This is a genomic window from Desulfatibacillum aliphaticivorans DSM 15576, from assembly GCF_000429905.1.
Classification (GTDB): Bacteria; Desulfobacterota; Desulfobacteria; order Desulfobacterales; family Desulfatibacillaceae; genus Desulfatibacillum; species Desulfatibacillum aliphaticivorans.
Genome location: NZ_AUCT01000007.1, coordinates 141,021 through 155,709, shown reverse-complemented (window position 1 = coordinate 155,709; position 14,689 = coordinate 141,021). Strand labels below are relative to the sequence as shown.

At 51.8% G+C, this 14,689-nt stretch carries 11 protein-coding genes; 2 read left to right on the top strand and 9 right to left on the bottom strand.

Features of this window, described 5'->3' with window-relative positions; translation table 11 throughout:
• Positions 1-85 precede the first annotated feature (85 nt).
• Both G491_RS29950 and G491_RS0108090 read left to right on the top strand, forming a co-directional pair.
• On the top strand, positions 86-1,234 hold the full coding sequence (locus G491_RS29950) for a THUMP domain-containing class I SAM-dependent RNA methyltransferase (RefSeq protein ID WP_035218244.1): 1,149 nt from the start codon (positions 86-88) through the stop codon (positions 1,232-1,234).
• A gap of 255 nt (positions 1,235-1,489) precedes the next feature.
• Entirely contained in the window at positions 1,490-2,344 is an 855-nt protein-coding gene (locus tag G491_RS0108090) for a DUF4846 domain-containing protein (RefSeq protein WP_028314238.1), read from the top strand.
• A gap of 61 nt (positions 2,345-2,405) precedes the next feature.
• Here G491_RS0108090 and G491_RS29945 read toward each other — a convergent pair whose 3' ends face one another.
• The 9 genes from G491_RS29945 to G491_RS0108045 all read right to left on the bottom strand — a co-directional run bounded on the left by G491_RS29945 (position 2,406) and on the right by G491_RS0108045 (position 14,685).
• On the bottom strand, positions 2,406-2,846 hold the full coding sequence (locus G491_RS29945) for a cytochrome c3 family protein (RefSeq protein WP_035218172.1): 441 nt from the start codon (positions 2,844-2,846) through the stop codon (positions 2,406-2,408).
• Between the two features lie 30 nt (positions 2,847-2,876).
• Positions 2,877-4,412, bottom strand: a complete 1,536-nt coding sequence (locus G491_RS0108080; RefSeq protein ID WP_028314237.1) for an FAD-dependent oxidoreductase — start codon at positions 4,410-4,412, stop codon at positions 2,877-2,879.
• A gap of 330 nt (positions 4,413-4,742) precedes the next feature.
• Positions 4,743-5,321, bottom strand: a complete 579-nt coding sequence (locus G491_RS0108075; protein ID WP_028314236.1) for a class I SAM-dependent methyltransferase — start codon at positions 5,319-5,321, stop codon at positions 4,743-4,745.
• Between the two features lie 369 nt (positions 5,322-5,690).
• Positions 5,691-8,195 carry a S8 family serine peptidase gene (locus G491_RS0108070; protein WP_028314235.1) on the bottom strand — a complete coding sequence of 835 codons (2,505 nt, stop codon included), beginning with the start codon at positions 8,193-8,195 and terminating at the stop codon, positions 5,691-5,693.
• 107 nt (positions 8,196-8,302) lie between these two features.
• Entirely contained in the window at positions 8,303-9,877 is a 1,575-nt protein-coding gene (locus G491_RS0108065; RefSeq protein WP_028314234.1) for an SPOR domain-containing protein, read from the bottom strand.
• A 359-nt stretch (positions 9,878-10,236) separates the two neighbouring features.
• Positions 10,237-11,253: a hypothetical protein gene (locus G491_RS0108060; protein WP_028314233.1), complete on the bottom strand. Its 1,017-nt coding sequence runs from the start codon at positions 11,251-11,253 to the stop codon at positions 10,237-10,239.
• Positions 11,254-11,636: 383 nt separating this feature from the next.
• Positions 11,637-12,338, bottom strand: a complete 702-nt coding sequence (locus G491_RS0108055; protein ID WP_028314232.1) for a DUF4126 domain-containing protein — start codon at positions 12,336-12,338, stop codon at positions 11,637-11,639.
• 61 nt (positions 12,339-12,399) lie between these two features.
• Positions 12,400-13,845, bottom strand: a complete 1,446-nt coding sequence (locus tag G491_RS0108050) for a DUF1302 domain-containing protein (RefSeq protein WP_157468104.1) — start codon at positions 13,843-13,845, stop codon at positions 12,400-12,402.
• A gap of 33 nt (positions 13,846-13,878) precedes the next feature.
• Positions 13,879-14,685, bottom strand: a complete 807-nt coding sequence (locus tag G491_RS0108045; protein WP_028314230.1) for an outer membrane lipoprotein-sorting protein — start codon at positions 14,683-14,685, stop codon at positions 13,879-13,881.
• Positions 14,686-14,689 lie beyond the last annotated feature (4 nt).

The window sequence follows — 14,689 nt, the reverse complement described above, 5'->3', positions numbered from 1 at the left end:
GTTTATTAAAATTTTTGCATATGTACGCCCTATGAATACGAAACGCAACATAACAGGTTCTTATAAAAAATCGCCCGGAGATCCCATGGAGCTCTTTGTCTCTTGCGGCCGGAAAACCGCGCCCATCCTGGCTGAAGAGCTGAAAGGGCTGGGCATTGAGAATATTTCGGAAAGCGCGGCCGGCGTGCGTTTTGACGCGGACCTGGCCACGGCCTATAAAGTGATTTTATGGTCCAGGACCGCTTCTCGGGTGCTCATGACCGTGGCCAAGTTCAAAGCCGACAACCAACAGGCCTTGTACGAAGGCATCCGGGAAATCGACTGGACCGAGCATCTGGATTACCGGAAATCCATCGCCGTGGACTTCACATCCACCCGTTCAGCCCTAAGCCATACCCAGTTCGGCGCCCAAAGGGTGAAGGACGCTGTGGTGGATCAGTTCAAAAAGGACGTGGGCGACAGGCTCATGGTCAACACAAACAGGCCCGACGTCCGCATTAACGTGCACGTTCAAAACGACGAGGCCGTCGCGTCCATCGATCTTTCCGGAGACAGCCTTCATAAAAGGGGGTACCGCCTGGAGGGCGGGGTTGCCCCTTTGCGGGAAAACCTGGCCGCCGCCATTCTTCTGAGGGCCGGATGGCCGGAAATCGCCCAAACGGGCGGGCCTCTCATCGACCCTATGTGCGGATCCGGCACCTTTGTCATCGAAGGCGCCCTCATGGCCGCAAACATTGCTCCCGGCCTCTTGCGCAACTATTTCGGCTTTGTCGGCTGGAAAGGGCATGACAAGTCCCTGTGGGCTGGCATGGTGGGAGACGCCTCGCGTTTGGCCGAGGAAGGTAAAAAGCGCCTGCCCCCCATCGTGGGCTCCGACCATCATCCCAGGGCCGTGGAACACGCCAAGGCCAACGTGACCCGTGCAGGCATGACCGGCTACGTCAAAATCGAGCATCGCGAAATGGCCAAGGCCCGGCCCCCCATGAAAGCCAAAATGCCGGGCCTGGTAGCTGTCAACCCGCCTTACGGCGAAAGAATAGGGGAGTCCGAGGAACTCGCGGCTCTGTATAAGGAACTGGGCTCCGTCCTGAGCAAACGATTCCGCCGCTACAAGGTGGCTCTCATCACCGGCCACCCCGAGGTGGCGAAAAACATAGGCCTTGGCAAACGCAAAGCCAGCACCCTTTTTAACGGCCCCATTGAGTGCAAATTGTACCGGTATGAAGTGGATTAAGCAAACGCCGATAAGTATTATTTCTTTTCAATCCACTTCCCTCCGAGGCCGGCCCCGGCATGTAATGCCAGGGGCCGAAGGCCAATAAGTGCGGCCCGGAAGGATTGTTTGAGTTGGGGACGATGAGCGGACGAACAGTCTCACTCGACTTCCTTTTGTTGGGTTTGAAACCCAACAAATTTGGTCGTTTATTTATTAAGAGCTTATCGGTTGGTATAGTCGGTTTTTTCTATTCCTCATTGTGAAGTGAATTCCATGCGCAGTCTTCTTAACTCCCTAATAATCGGATTTTGTTTCCTGTTTTTCCTATCCCCGGCGCCGGCCCAGCCGGCCATGTATCCCTGGCTGCAGGATGACGCCGTACTTCTGACCCTGGGGGATCGCATATCCCCTCCCAAAGGATTTGAACGGGAGGAAGTGCGGCCCGCCAGCTTCGACTTCTGGCTCCAATGCTTTCCTGTCAAATCCGGGAATCCGCCTGTCATGCTGTTTGACGGCGGGAAAAAAGGGAACCAGTCGGCTCACCATCTGGTCCTGGATTTGGACGTGGGAAACAAGGACCTCCAGCAATGCGCGGACTCGGTCATTCGCCTGTGGGCCGAATATCTCTATTTTACCGGTCAATACAATCGCATTCATTTCAATTTTACGTCCGGGGACAGGGCGGATTTCACCCGGTGGGCCGAGGGATATCGGCCTGTGGTCCAGGGCAGCAAGGTCTCCTGGGTTCAAAAGGGCGACAAAGGGAATTCCTACGAACAGTTTCGGGCTTATCTGGAAAACGTCATGATGTACGCAGGGTCCGCCTCCTTGAGCAAGGAAATGATCCCGGTGGAGGACATGGAAGATATCCGGGCAGGTGACGTGTTCATCCAGGGGGGATTTCCCGGTCATGCGGTGATCGTCATGGACACGGCCGTTCATCCCAAGACCGGCGAGAAGGTGTTTTTGCTTGCCCAGGGATTTATGCCCGCCCAGGATATGCACGTTCTGAAAAACCTGAACCACCCTGAAATCTCGCCCTGGTACAAAACCAACTTCGGGCAGATCCTTTCCACTCCGGAATGGGACTTTGCAAAGACGGATCTCAAACGCTTTCCGCCCCAATAAGAAAAGGAGCCAAAGGCGGCGTCGGGGACGAGTCGCCGCCTTCGGCTTGTGGGGCCTCTAACTATTGGCCGGGGATGCTAAAGGGGGCGTTGGTATGGCATCCCAAGCAGTATACAGTTGAGGCCAAGTGGCCTTTATGGCAAACCGCGCAATCCAAATCTCCAAGGTGAGATTTATGGGGATTGCCCCATTTGCGGGCGAATTCCTCGTCCACCACTCCAGCGAGGGCTTCCCGGCTTTCATGGCAGGCCAGGCATTGTTCGGCTTCCGCCGGATCGTCCCAGCCCGGTTGGGGGGCGCCGTGGCAATCCTGGCAAGACACTCCGTTCTGATAATGCAGCCCGTCCAGATAAGGTGAGGAGTCAATTTCCTGGGAAATCTCCCGGATCATGTTCAACTCCTCCTGGCTTAAAGGCTTGGCGTCGCCCGCCCAACCGGCGGCGGCCCACGTCATAGCCAATAAGCACAGTATGATTAGACGCTTAACAAACTGTTTTTTCAAATGATGCTCTCCCGTTAGAACCAGTCGGATTTAAACCTTGGCCGCGTTCCTGCCCGCAATCCGGCCGAATACCACGCAATCTGGTATGGCGTTGCTGCCCAGCCTGTTGGAGCCATGGATGCCGCCGGTCACCTCGCCTGCTGCGTACAGTTTGGGGATGACCTTGCCCCAGATGTCGATCACCTGGGCGCTCGGGTTGATCCGCAGGCCGCCCATGGTGTGATGCACGGCCGGCCATTGGGCCACGGCGTAAAACGGGCCTTTTTCCAGGGGAATCATTTTGTCGGTGATGGGCTTGTTAAAGTCCGGGTCCGATCCTTTTTTCAGATATTGATTGTGCTCTTCCACGGTTTTTACCAGGGCCGCGGCGGGGATCTTCAGCTTGCCGGCCAATTCCTCGATGCTGTCGGCCTTGATGAATCGGCCCCGTTCCAGGCCTTTGTCCACGTCTTCCTGGGCGCCGCCCATTTTGACGATCATTGCTTCATTGAAAATGGAATAGGTGGGCTTTTCACCCAGGTTGATCTGGGCCTGGGAGCAGACGTCCCGGCGCTCCAGTTCATTGACGAATCGTTTGCCTTCCTTGCTGACGTAGACCAGGCCGTATCCCACGCCGTTAAAGGGGTACACGGCGGGTTTATCCAGAACGCCGGTTTCCGGTTCGGCAAAGGGGTATAGCTGGATGAAGCAAAGTTGCAGCGTGTCCGCGCCGATGGCTTGGGCATAACGGATCATCTCGCCGGTGGCGCCGGGGTGATTGGTGCAGTTGATCTCCGGCACGACGGAGGGGTTGTATTCCCAGCGCATTTTGATGTCTCGGGAGAAGCCTCCGGAAGCCAGAACCAGAGCGCGGGAAACCTTGATATTGGAAACCCTTCGCCCTTTCTTGATCTCCACGCCCAGGACGGGTCCGGTTGCGTTCTCCCGCCAGATCCAGGTGACTTCCACGCCCAGGCGGATTTCAGCCCCTTGAGCCAGGGCGATTTTCCTCAACGGCTCGGTATAGCCCCGGCCCACGCCTTCGGTGCTTGTATGGGTGCGGTAGGCTGTGTGGCCGCCTGCGCGGGTAAGGGCGGGACGTACGGTGCAGCCGCCTTTGTCCATCATCCAGTTCAGGGCGTCGGTGGCGCCGTCAGCCAGAATTTTCACCAGCGCGGGGTCTCCGTAGAAATCGCCGCCTTTCAGGGTGTCCTGGGTGTGCTGCGCCGGGCTGTCTTCGCCCAGTTTCAGCTTTTCCCGCAAATGCAGTTCGTCATCCCACGAGGCGTAAACGCCGCCGTTGATAATGGAATTGCCGCCATAAGAAGGCATTTTTTCCAGGATGACGGTCTTGGCGCCGGTCGCAGCCGCCTCGGCCGCTGCAGCCAAGCCGGCAAAGCCCGATCCGATAATCAGCACGTCCACGGTTTCGTCCCATTGCTGGGGCAGGGCCCGGGCCGCCGCCTGGGCGTCTTTGGCGGTCAGGTTTAAAGCAAGCGGCGCCATGGTTACGGCGGCTCCGGTTCCAAGGATTCCTTTAATGACTGAGCGGCGTTTGATGGTGGTCGATTTTTCTGTTTGGCTCATATTTTCCTCCTCTTTGCGATTGAGCTGCAATCCGGCTGTTTGTAAGGCAAAGCGCATCTTTGCGCTGTGCTTTACCCAAACGGCAAGGGTCATGCCATCGGCGACGCAGGAGAAAAATATATAAATATAAATTTGAATAATAAATTTTATTTCAAATAGTTATTCATAAAAACATAAAGTAAAAGATTAATATCATATCGGGAAATAAAAAAAGGATGCTCTCCGGTGTTGTGTCGGCATTTTTAACCAAATGGAAAGAAACTTGCCGAAAATATCCGGTGAAAAAGTCCTTTTTAAAAATTGGTGAAAGCTATTTATCCAGTCAAAAGGCTATTCCGGCTTCTTGCCCACAACCAGGAAATGCTTGGGCATGCCGTCTTCATAAGCCCGGACGTTCTCAAAGCCTGCCTGCGTTAACTGATCCGCCGCTTCGCTGGAAAGAAAGCGGATATTCTGGGGAGGGCCTTCGTCCATCTCTTTTTTCAGCCAGTCAGCCGCAAAAAAGGCTCCGCCCGGCTTGAGCAGCCTGTAGGCTTCCTTGAGAACGGCCAGATGATCTTCCAACTCATGATGCAGGTTGATGGTAAAAACCAGGTCGGCCAGGCCGTCGTCAAGGGGCAGGGCGGATTCCTCAGTCTTCACGGGGATGACGTCGGGATTTTCCGGTGTGATATTCTCTTCAATCCAGTTGAGCATGATCTGAGACAGGTCGCAGGCGTAAATCACGGAGCCTGTGTACATTTCCTGGAAAGCCTTGGAAAAAAAGGCCGTCCCCGCCCCGATCTCCACCAAAACCTTGGGGTTTTCCAGATTGATCCTGCTTTGGATATATTCAGGAGGGATGTCTTTCAACCTCTCGGGATTATTGAGTTTTTGTAATTTCTTCGCATTGAATTTCCTCTCGTTCATATTATCCTCATAATTACTGCGTTTGTTGCACTTTAAGACAGTCAGATGCATTCCTTGCATAACGCCTTGAGTTTTCTCACGATGAGATTTTCCGGGGGGCCATGGCGTCTCTCCGATAACATGCAACTTTCTCGTTTCCATGTTGCACGTTGGAACGCCTATCTACAATTAATACTGAGCCTTATGAATTGAATGCCCCCATATAACTTCCCACGGGGACCGCGGGAATGAAGGGCCGCAAGTCATTGTCTCTTGATGGAACTGGTAAGGCAGTATCTTGCTAATATTGCGAAGTGACAGCAGGTTTGTCAAGAATCTTACAGCTTGTAAAATCGCCAATGGCAGCCAGCAGTACGTCCAGCTATCCCCTTATTCCCCCCCCTGAATGTAAACAGGCAGCCATTCTCGCTGGATTAGTGAATCCTCAGCCTTGAACCAAATAATGACGTCATAACTTTGGCCGAATTTACCTATATTCTTGGGATTGGAAAGGGTGAGTTCAAAGTCCACCGTAGATCCCGGCGCAACATCAGTGTATTTTGCAGGAGTAAGGCTCTTAATAAACTCCCCTCCGGTAATCTCCTGCCAGGAAACATCAACAGAGGACTGGATTTCGTCCATGGCTTCTGCAATCCTGTCGGCCATCTCAGCGGAATCGGAGGAAAGGTCAAAAAGAAATCCGTCGGTGGCATCCACCACGTCCTGCAGGTCGCCTTCCGTGTCCCCGCTTTCCAATCCGATGACGATTATTTTTGATTCTTGCAGTTTGGTAAGGGTTTCACTGAAAGTCGGACCGGGATAGGCGGGTTCAGCGCTGCTATCATGAAAAGGAGCGTCCGTGCTGAGTACTATTATTTTTTGAACCCCGTCCCGCCATCCTACAAGAGTGGGAGGTATGTCTCCCAGGTCCTCGAAGGATCCGTTTCCATCCACATCTCTCCCCGATCCCCCGGCAGCCTGATACAGCGCCTCCAATTGGGATTCAGGCAAATCGCCTCCATGCCTGAGGGGCTGATCCAACAGGTTAACGGCGTTTATGACGTCCGTTTCCTGATCCGTGATTGACTGGAGCAAAACGAACGCCTCGTCATCGTATTCGCTATATCCGTATGGATCGATGGGGAAGTCAGAAAAGGCAGCTACCCCGAACTGAATATCCAAGTCCCGGTCGGTCAGGTCTTGAATGATAGCGGCGGCGTCCTTCTGGAATGTGTCGATATCATCATAGTAACTGCCTGAAATATCAGTTATAAAAAGTATGTCCGCTCCTGAAATTCCTGAATCGGGAACCTGGACTTGTATAGTGAGGTTTTTTTCCTGGTTCATATACGTAAAGGCTTGTTCAGATTCTTCTTTCAAAACTACGTTCTGGGTGAGCATGGCGCTTTTTACTGCCGCTCCCATATCCAGGTGTTTTTTGGGAGAATAACTGGTAGTCACAATTTCAGGAGCCGTGGAGGTGACGATATGCTTGATTTCCGGGGGCAGCAGGGTGGTGTTGAGGCCTTTCACCAAACTACAGGCGCCGGCTACCAGGGGAGCCGCGTAAGAAGTGCCGTCGCCCGTGCGGCCGGGTGTGATCACATCCACCCCCCCCTGAGCAAAGCCAACTATACATCCTGGAGCCAGGATATCCACAACATCGCCCATTCTACTTCCGTTCCATTCAAAAATGGAGTCGTATCCGGGAGTGCCACAGGTGGCGCCCACAATGATTGTGTAATTTTTCCACATTTCCTCCATGGTCGCCTCTTTTTGAGCGTCGGGAAGATCAAAAAGGTTATCGTCGTGCTTATAAGAGTCATTTCCGGCCGAGAACATCAGCAAGGCGCGATTCTTTCTAGCCACCTGGACAGCTTGGTTTATTCCCGCACGCCATTCTTCCCGCTGTGTTTCCTTACAATCGTTATTAGGGCAGTCTTTTGTGTCTATCCCTATAGAAACATTCACTATATTTGAACCTTTGAAGATGGCTGTCTCTATGCCATATAGGACGTTAGTGATTGCCGTGCTGTGCAACCAGCACAAGTCGGTGAGCGGGAAGCAAGTGTCCCCTATGTCAGGCTCGTACTCAATTTTCTTTTTGCCAACATCCACTAAAACGACTTTGGCTGCCTGATTAACGCCCCTGACATTATGTCCATTTTGGTCATCGTAATTCTCAGCGTCATCCATGTATCCTGCAGCAAAACCCGTGACCCACAGCCCGTGGTGCCCTTTGTAAAAGTTCCAAGTATCGTCATCTTTAATTTTGTGTCCCAAATAGTCATATCGCTCAAGCCTGTTCTCATCCAGAATTTCCTGCCCTGCCTTGAGGCCCGTGTCAACGATCCCAATGGTTACCGCCGCTGATCCAGTGGTTATATTCCAGGCTTCCTGAGCGTTGATCTTCTCTATCCACCAGTCCCCATCCCCATACAAATCGGGAATTTCTACAGCCGCGGACAAGGCGCACACCATATTCAGGCCTGCTCCGTTTACACCGTCCATATTCTGCAAAGCATCAATCAGTCCCAATTCATTGTCGGTTTCAACCTGTATAACTAATAGATCCCGGTCCGAACCAATAACGGTTCCGCCAAGGTCCTTGATTTTAGCAACAAGTGCGTCCAATTGAACCTGGGTGACATCGCTGGAAACATATACCAGCATCTGGTCGGCAGCCGCTTTCACGTCGTAGCCGTCGACAGAAAAAGTCTCTATCCCTTGAATCTCTTGAAATGTGGCTGATGGGGAAAAAACGGCCGCGTTGGAGGAATCGTTCTCTACACTTGTACTTTTATCACTGTCAATGCCGCCGCTAGTGGCCACAATGGTCAATACACCAAGAATCAAAATAAAGAAAATCCCAACGGTTCTATATATTTTTTCCATCTTTTCCTCCAAAATTTAAATACAAATCCTAATCCACCACTTCCATTGATGGGTCCCGGCTATTTTATACTGGGAGGTGAGTACCTTAAGGAAAAAGAAATACCCCGCTAAAATGAATACGCCATGGAAGCGGAATAGGAATATCCTGAAAAATCGGCCTGGCTTTGATTAAAAACAATTGTGTCATCCGTTGGCGGATTATAGCCAAACCTGATATCGCGGTATAAAAAGTCGGCGTCGATTTTAAACTTAGGCCGAACCAGACTAATGCCAATGCCTGATTCCATTCCAAATGCAGTGTCGAAATCTCCCGGCGCGTAATCCCAGTCGAACGAGCCATAAACAGCCCCCAAGCTGATATGGGGTTGAATTCCATGAGGTAACTCGTAATCCAGCTTGGGGCCTAAAGATATAAAGAACACATCCAATCCGTCTGCCGTCACCAACTCCGGCCTGCCTTCCAAACAAAAATGCTCGTTAAAGCGATAAGAAGCTGGAAGTGAAAAGATGTACGCGTTGGAGCCGGCGAATTTCCATGTTTCTGTTTTAGTAGAACCCGCTTTTTTTACTTTAAAATCCTCGATATCCGGGGCGGTATAACCACCCACACGTATGCCAACAGAAACTTTTTTTGTTCCATCAACAGCTTTTTGCTTTTTCTCGAAACCACCATCATGGGCAGGGGAAGAAACTTCTACGTTTGGATCTTCCTTTCTAACCTCTTGAATTTCCGCAGGCGAAGAATTCGCGGCGGCCTGCGGTTGAGACATGGCAACAAGAGGGGGGGGGGTTATATTTTTACCTTTTGGATTCTGGGCAAACATTTTTGTGACTGAATAATAACCCCACATGCCATCGGCTTTAAGAGTATGCATCATTTCTTTTGCTGAAACTGAATCGGCGTATTCACCGACAAATACCATGTACCAGTTGCCCCTGTCTGGAGCGGTCTGCCGTTTTTGAAAGGCGTCCAAACCTTTGGCCCTTAAATTATAGACAAATGCGTCAGCGGCATCCGAGCTTCGAAAGGACGCAATATGTACAGAATAGAAGACATAGTCCCCTGCGGCATTGTTGTGTTTCTCCATACTGGTCTGACCGGATGAATCAGATCCCAAAGGCGCCTGGAGGGCAGCAGCCTGCTCCCCGGCCCCAAATGCCGCATCTTTATTAATCTGCCGAGATTCTGACGGCATAGTATTGACAGTGGTCTGAGGTAAAGACTCGGCTTCAAGGGGCTTTTTATCTTTTTGATGGTCTTCAAGCATCTCAGTGACTGAATAATAATCCGATATGCCATCAGCCTTAAAAGAGAGCATCATTTTTTTGGCTGAGGCTGAATCGGCATATTCACCGATGTATACCCTGTACCAGTTACCCTTGCCCGGGATCGCCTCATATTTTTGAAAGGCATCCAACCCTTTGTTTTTTAGCTGAAAAATAAATTCATCAGCTGCATCGGAGCTTTTATACGATGCAATATGTATGGAATAGAAGGTATTGGCGCCGGCACACATTAACAGTTGAGGAGAAAGCAAAAGTATTGCGATGGCGGCCAATACACCAATTATAGAGGCTGCGAAATTTATTTTCATAATCATCCATTGCCAGGCATAGGAGAACGCCTGTTCCAGACCACAGTCTGCGCCGGTTTGTAGAATTTGAAACTCAAATAAAAGCAAATTATATGCCAAGTGCCATGGGGTGCGGAATTGCCTGCATATCAATTTGTAATGATGATAAGAACATTCTAAAGATTTTAAGATGGGCAAGTCAATTTTTGTCAGGGCGAAATATAAATTTTATTATTAGGGAGGAAGCAGCAATGCTACTGTATGCCGCCAATAGTTTGACAATTCCCGCAGGCTGGGGGGGATCGTTAGGTGGTAATCAATTATGTACTATTTTGAAATAATATATGATTTTTTGCTGAATAGGGCTTGACATTCAAGTCCTTCCCCTTGAACCAGAGGTATATATATAAACCCGGATAACCTCCCAAAAATACCCTCAACTTTTAAACCCGAACGGCATCTACGGGTTATCTTTTAACCGATTTTATAAAACACCCCCCGCTTCCCTCGCCTTCATCTTCGGAACTGCTCGAGCCTGAATCGCCGCCCGAATCATCTCCCGAATCACCACCCGGATTATCGCCTGAATCGTCTCCTGAGTCATCAACGCATGGATCGCCGACATCTCCTATGCCCAAAAAAATCGCAGGATGAAGAAGGGCCAAGAAGGCATCGAAACCGATGCCGTACATTTTGTAGTCGCTGTCTTCAATGGTGTGGGCGGCCAACTGCACCCAGTCATTGGCATTATCGCTATTGATTCGATAATAGGAAGTTAAGGTTCTGGCATCGTTGCTGATAGATATTTTAAGATCGATGGTGGTCGTTGCCGGATCCATATTTTCCAGTATCAGTCCGCCGCCGCTACAAGGTTCAAAATCCCAGGATAGTGAAGAGGGGGCATCGTCGGCGGGAGCAATTCCTGTTTGCAGCACCAAGGCGGATTCTTTTTGAACGCCGTTGATTTCACCATCGTACCAGACGCCACAAACGCTGGGGGCAACTTCTTTAAGGTCCCAGCTTCCCGCAGCGACTTGAAAGGAATAAAATCGGCCGGGAGTGAAGTCTACCCCGGTAAAATTAGTAAAACGGGCTTCCCACTCCCACACTGTGGCAGGGGCTATGAGGTCGGCGCCCCAGCCGATAGAAACGAATCCGTCATCTCCAAGTACCTCCACGCTGTAAAGGCTGTTTGCAACGTCAACAGCAAGGTCTCCATTATTAGTTTCCCAATAAAAATCCCCGTGTTCTTCATTGGAAAGAGTCACGTTGCCATCCGGAATTTCCAGGGTGACACCCTCACTATTCCAGGCTGGCGTGTACAGATCATTGGTTGTGGCGCCCGAAAAATCCCAGGCAATTGTTCGATTCAGGTTGTCGGTATAGTCGAAAGAATCGATATCCACACTAAACGCCAGGGCATGGGTTCCTGCAAGACACAGCAATAACGTCAATCCAATGCACACAAAACGACTGTAAATCATAACTCTTCCTCTTAAAATCATTATTTTTACAATTAAGCGTTAATCTGACATAGAAAAAAAGCAAGTATATGCTATAACTTTTGCTTGTAAAATCAGCGGCTTTTTTACTGGTCAGCATGGATGTTGGATTTGAGTTAATTAGAATATAGCAGTGTTAAAAATATCATAAGATATTTATTCATGACAATTAAAAAGGATATGTATTGCTCATAGAATGGATGCGGATATTGGGCGTGTTGACATTGTGAGCAGCACAATGTCACCCAATAGAAGCGTCTTTATCCGGCCGTGTTGACAGGACTCAAAGCCCTGTCAACATGGCCCGGATTGGGGTTTTATTTCTTTTTTCCGTTGAAGAGGAGGTCTGGGGAATGCGAGGCAGATCAGGCTGGATCCTTGCCTTCCGCCGGCTCCAGACCGGTATCTGCGGGAGCTTCGACCTCTGCATCCTGAGCTTGCACCGGATCTTCCTCCTGCTTTTTGCCGGTGACAAGGCGCTTTAAAAAGCCGAAGACCTTTTTAATCCCGCGCCACAACTTGGGCAGCAGCCAGACCAGCATTAAAAGAAAGATAATCAGCAGGCAGATAAAGACAAGAGGGTAGTGCAGGGCGGCCCACAGGCCGGCGATAACCGCCATGTCCTCGCCTATGGAGGCGGCCCAGTTTGTGAAAGGTTCGGGGGATGTGTTGATCAGCACCCGGGATCCGGCCTTGGTGGCGTGTGTGGCGGCGGCGACGCCTCCTCCCACGATTCCGGCGGCCACCATGATAGCGGGATTCACGTCTCCCACGGCGCCTGCGGCCAAAGCCGCGCCGGCGGGAATGCGGATGAAGGTGTGGATGGCGTCCCAGCCCGTGTCTACGCCCGGGGTTTTATCGGCGAAGAATTCCACCATGAACATGAAACCTGCGGCGAAAAGCACGACAGGCTCGTTAAGCACATGGAGGGTTTCGGGCAGGGCGATGTTGCCGGTGATGCTTAAAAGGCCCAGGACCAGGATAGCGGCGTACAGGTTGACGCCGCTGGCCCAGGCCGCGCCCATGGATAGGGCGATGGCGTCCACGATCTGTTTGTAATCGTCCATAATGTTTACGTACAGTCCTCCTTGTAGTCATGCCGATAATGCCATTGCAGGATTACTGTAGCTAAAAACTGTACTTGATGTCAAAGAACACGCAATCGTTGTCCTTTGCATAGGCGTAATATCCGTCGTCGTCCGCGCCGTACCCGACCACGCCCAGGGTGAAGGTCAGGTTGTCGGTCCAGTCGTAAGCGGATTCCCCGCGGATAAACCAGCCGTCCTCGGCGTCATGCCCCATGGCTGTTGCCAAAAGGGTGATATGAAAGGTGTCGTGCCGAAAATCCCTTTGCACCCTTAAAGCCGCCTCGGGCTGGCTTTGGGGCGTGTTGTCCGGCGCGTTTTCCAACACATCCACGTAGCTGGGGACGTAACGCACCGCCGCGTCCAGGCTGATGGTGGTGTCGGTGAATCCCGAATATTCCAGGCCGATTAGCCCGTCAAAGCGGTCCCGGTCTTCGTTGGGCTCGTTAAAATACTTGAGGCCGGTAAAATAGGCGGCCTCGGCCTTAATCAACCAGTTGCCCAGGGCGATGGCCGTGGAAGCGCCGTACATCTGCACCCGCGCGTAGTGGTATTCATACTCGGGAAATTGGATGACGGGCGGTAGAATGGTGGCCGGGGGTATGAATATGGGCGGCCGGATGAGCTTGAATTCCACGGTTTCCTTTAAATACGGAAGATCCATGTACACGTCCGCGAAATACAGGGACACGTCCCAGCCGGGAAGATGCCCGGATATGCGGGCGCCGTATTCCATGTTTTCTATGGAGTCCACAGGCGGATGGTCGTCCGGCAGTTTGTTTCTTGAGGGGTAGTACATGCCTCCGTAAGGCGGCTGCTGGGCTGGGCGGATTTCCGGGATGACCAAACCCGTGATGGTCCAATAGCCGATGGTGTAATCCGCCCTGGCCATGGCCGTGGGAAGGCGCAGGCCTTCGATGTCCACCATGCCCATTTCGCGGAGATCCAGGGGATTGATCACGTCGGTCACCCGGATATTCTCCGAGGTTCCCCACACCACAATCTGGCGGCCCAGGCGCAGATCCAGGCCTTTGAACAAACGGCCTTCCAGATAAGCCTCCCAGAGTTCGGACTCGGACTCCATTTCGTCCAGGGTCTCCTCGGTGAAATCCTCCCGATCCTTTATATCATAGGCGAAATCGTACCAAAACCGTCCGCCCACCCGGGCTTTCCAGGTTTCATAAATATCCACGTCCAGCTTGGCGTCCAGTTCCGGGCGAAGGCGGTACAGGCCCCGGTAGTCGGCCTTGCACGGCTCCGGGGCGGGCTGGTCGTAGGTGAAGACGGAGGACAGCTTACCGTATCCTGAAACCCGAAGCCGGGACGGGGATTCGGGAATGGCTTCCTCATCCACCACGATTTCCTCGTCCGCTTCTTCAAAAGCGTCCATGGCCTGATCAAAATCGTCCGCCCAGATAGGCGGGGCCGCCAAAAGGCCAAAAACCAATATCAACGCTGCTATCAGTGTTTTGATCGATAAATTAGTCACTTGCGCGCCCCCTCCTGACAAAGATGATGAGAATTACAGTCCGGTTTCCATGCGGCGAGTGGTGAACATGGTTTCATCCATGGGCTGATTGTATTTGATGCTGGTGGTCCTTAAAAGGGTCTGATGGACGATTTCCTTGTTTTTCATGGTTTTCATGGTCATTTCCAGGGCCGTCCAGATTCCGTCGATCTGCTCCAGCTTTTCCACCCGCATTTCCTTGAACTTGTTGCCCTTCGCCCACTGGAACTGGGCGCGGACCACCACGTAATTATCCTGCCTCACAAAAGCCCGGGACTTGAGGTAGCCGTACTCGTCCACCACGTCGTCGTTGATGGGCGTGGACTGGATGACCCAACATTTATGGCCGTCCACGTCCTCTTCCCGCACCATTTCATAGGAGAACTTGGATAATGCCCGTTCGGTCATATCGCCGTAGGTGAAGTCCGAACCCATGAAGGCGCCGTCCTTGTCCGAACTGGCGATGCGTTTGACCTTTTTCAGGGCCGGCAGATACAGCCATTGGTCGTCATCCTTGGATTCGTCGTCGTAATCGAAAGTCAAAAAGGAGGTGTCGCGAACGTCCGCCGGCTCTTCAAAAAACAGGATGCTGTGGGTGTCCTCCCCAAAATCCTTGCGGAAACTCTTGATCTTGCGAACGCGTTGCTTGCCCCGTTTGTCGATGAGGATCATTTCCTCTTCGGAAACGGCGTTGTCTCCGTCGTCCCGGTCGTTGACCTTTTGCATGATTTCCCGGGCCTTGGCGTCGTCTGCGTGAGCGCAAGGAGCGGCCAGGAATAAAGCGGCGAGTGCGAAAAACAACAAAGTCGTGATGGATCTCATGATT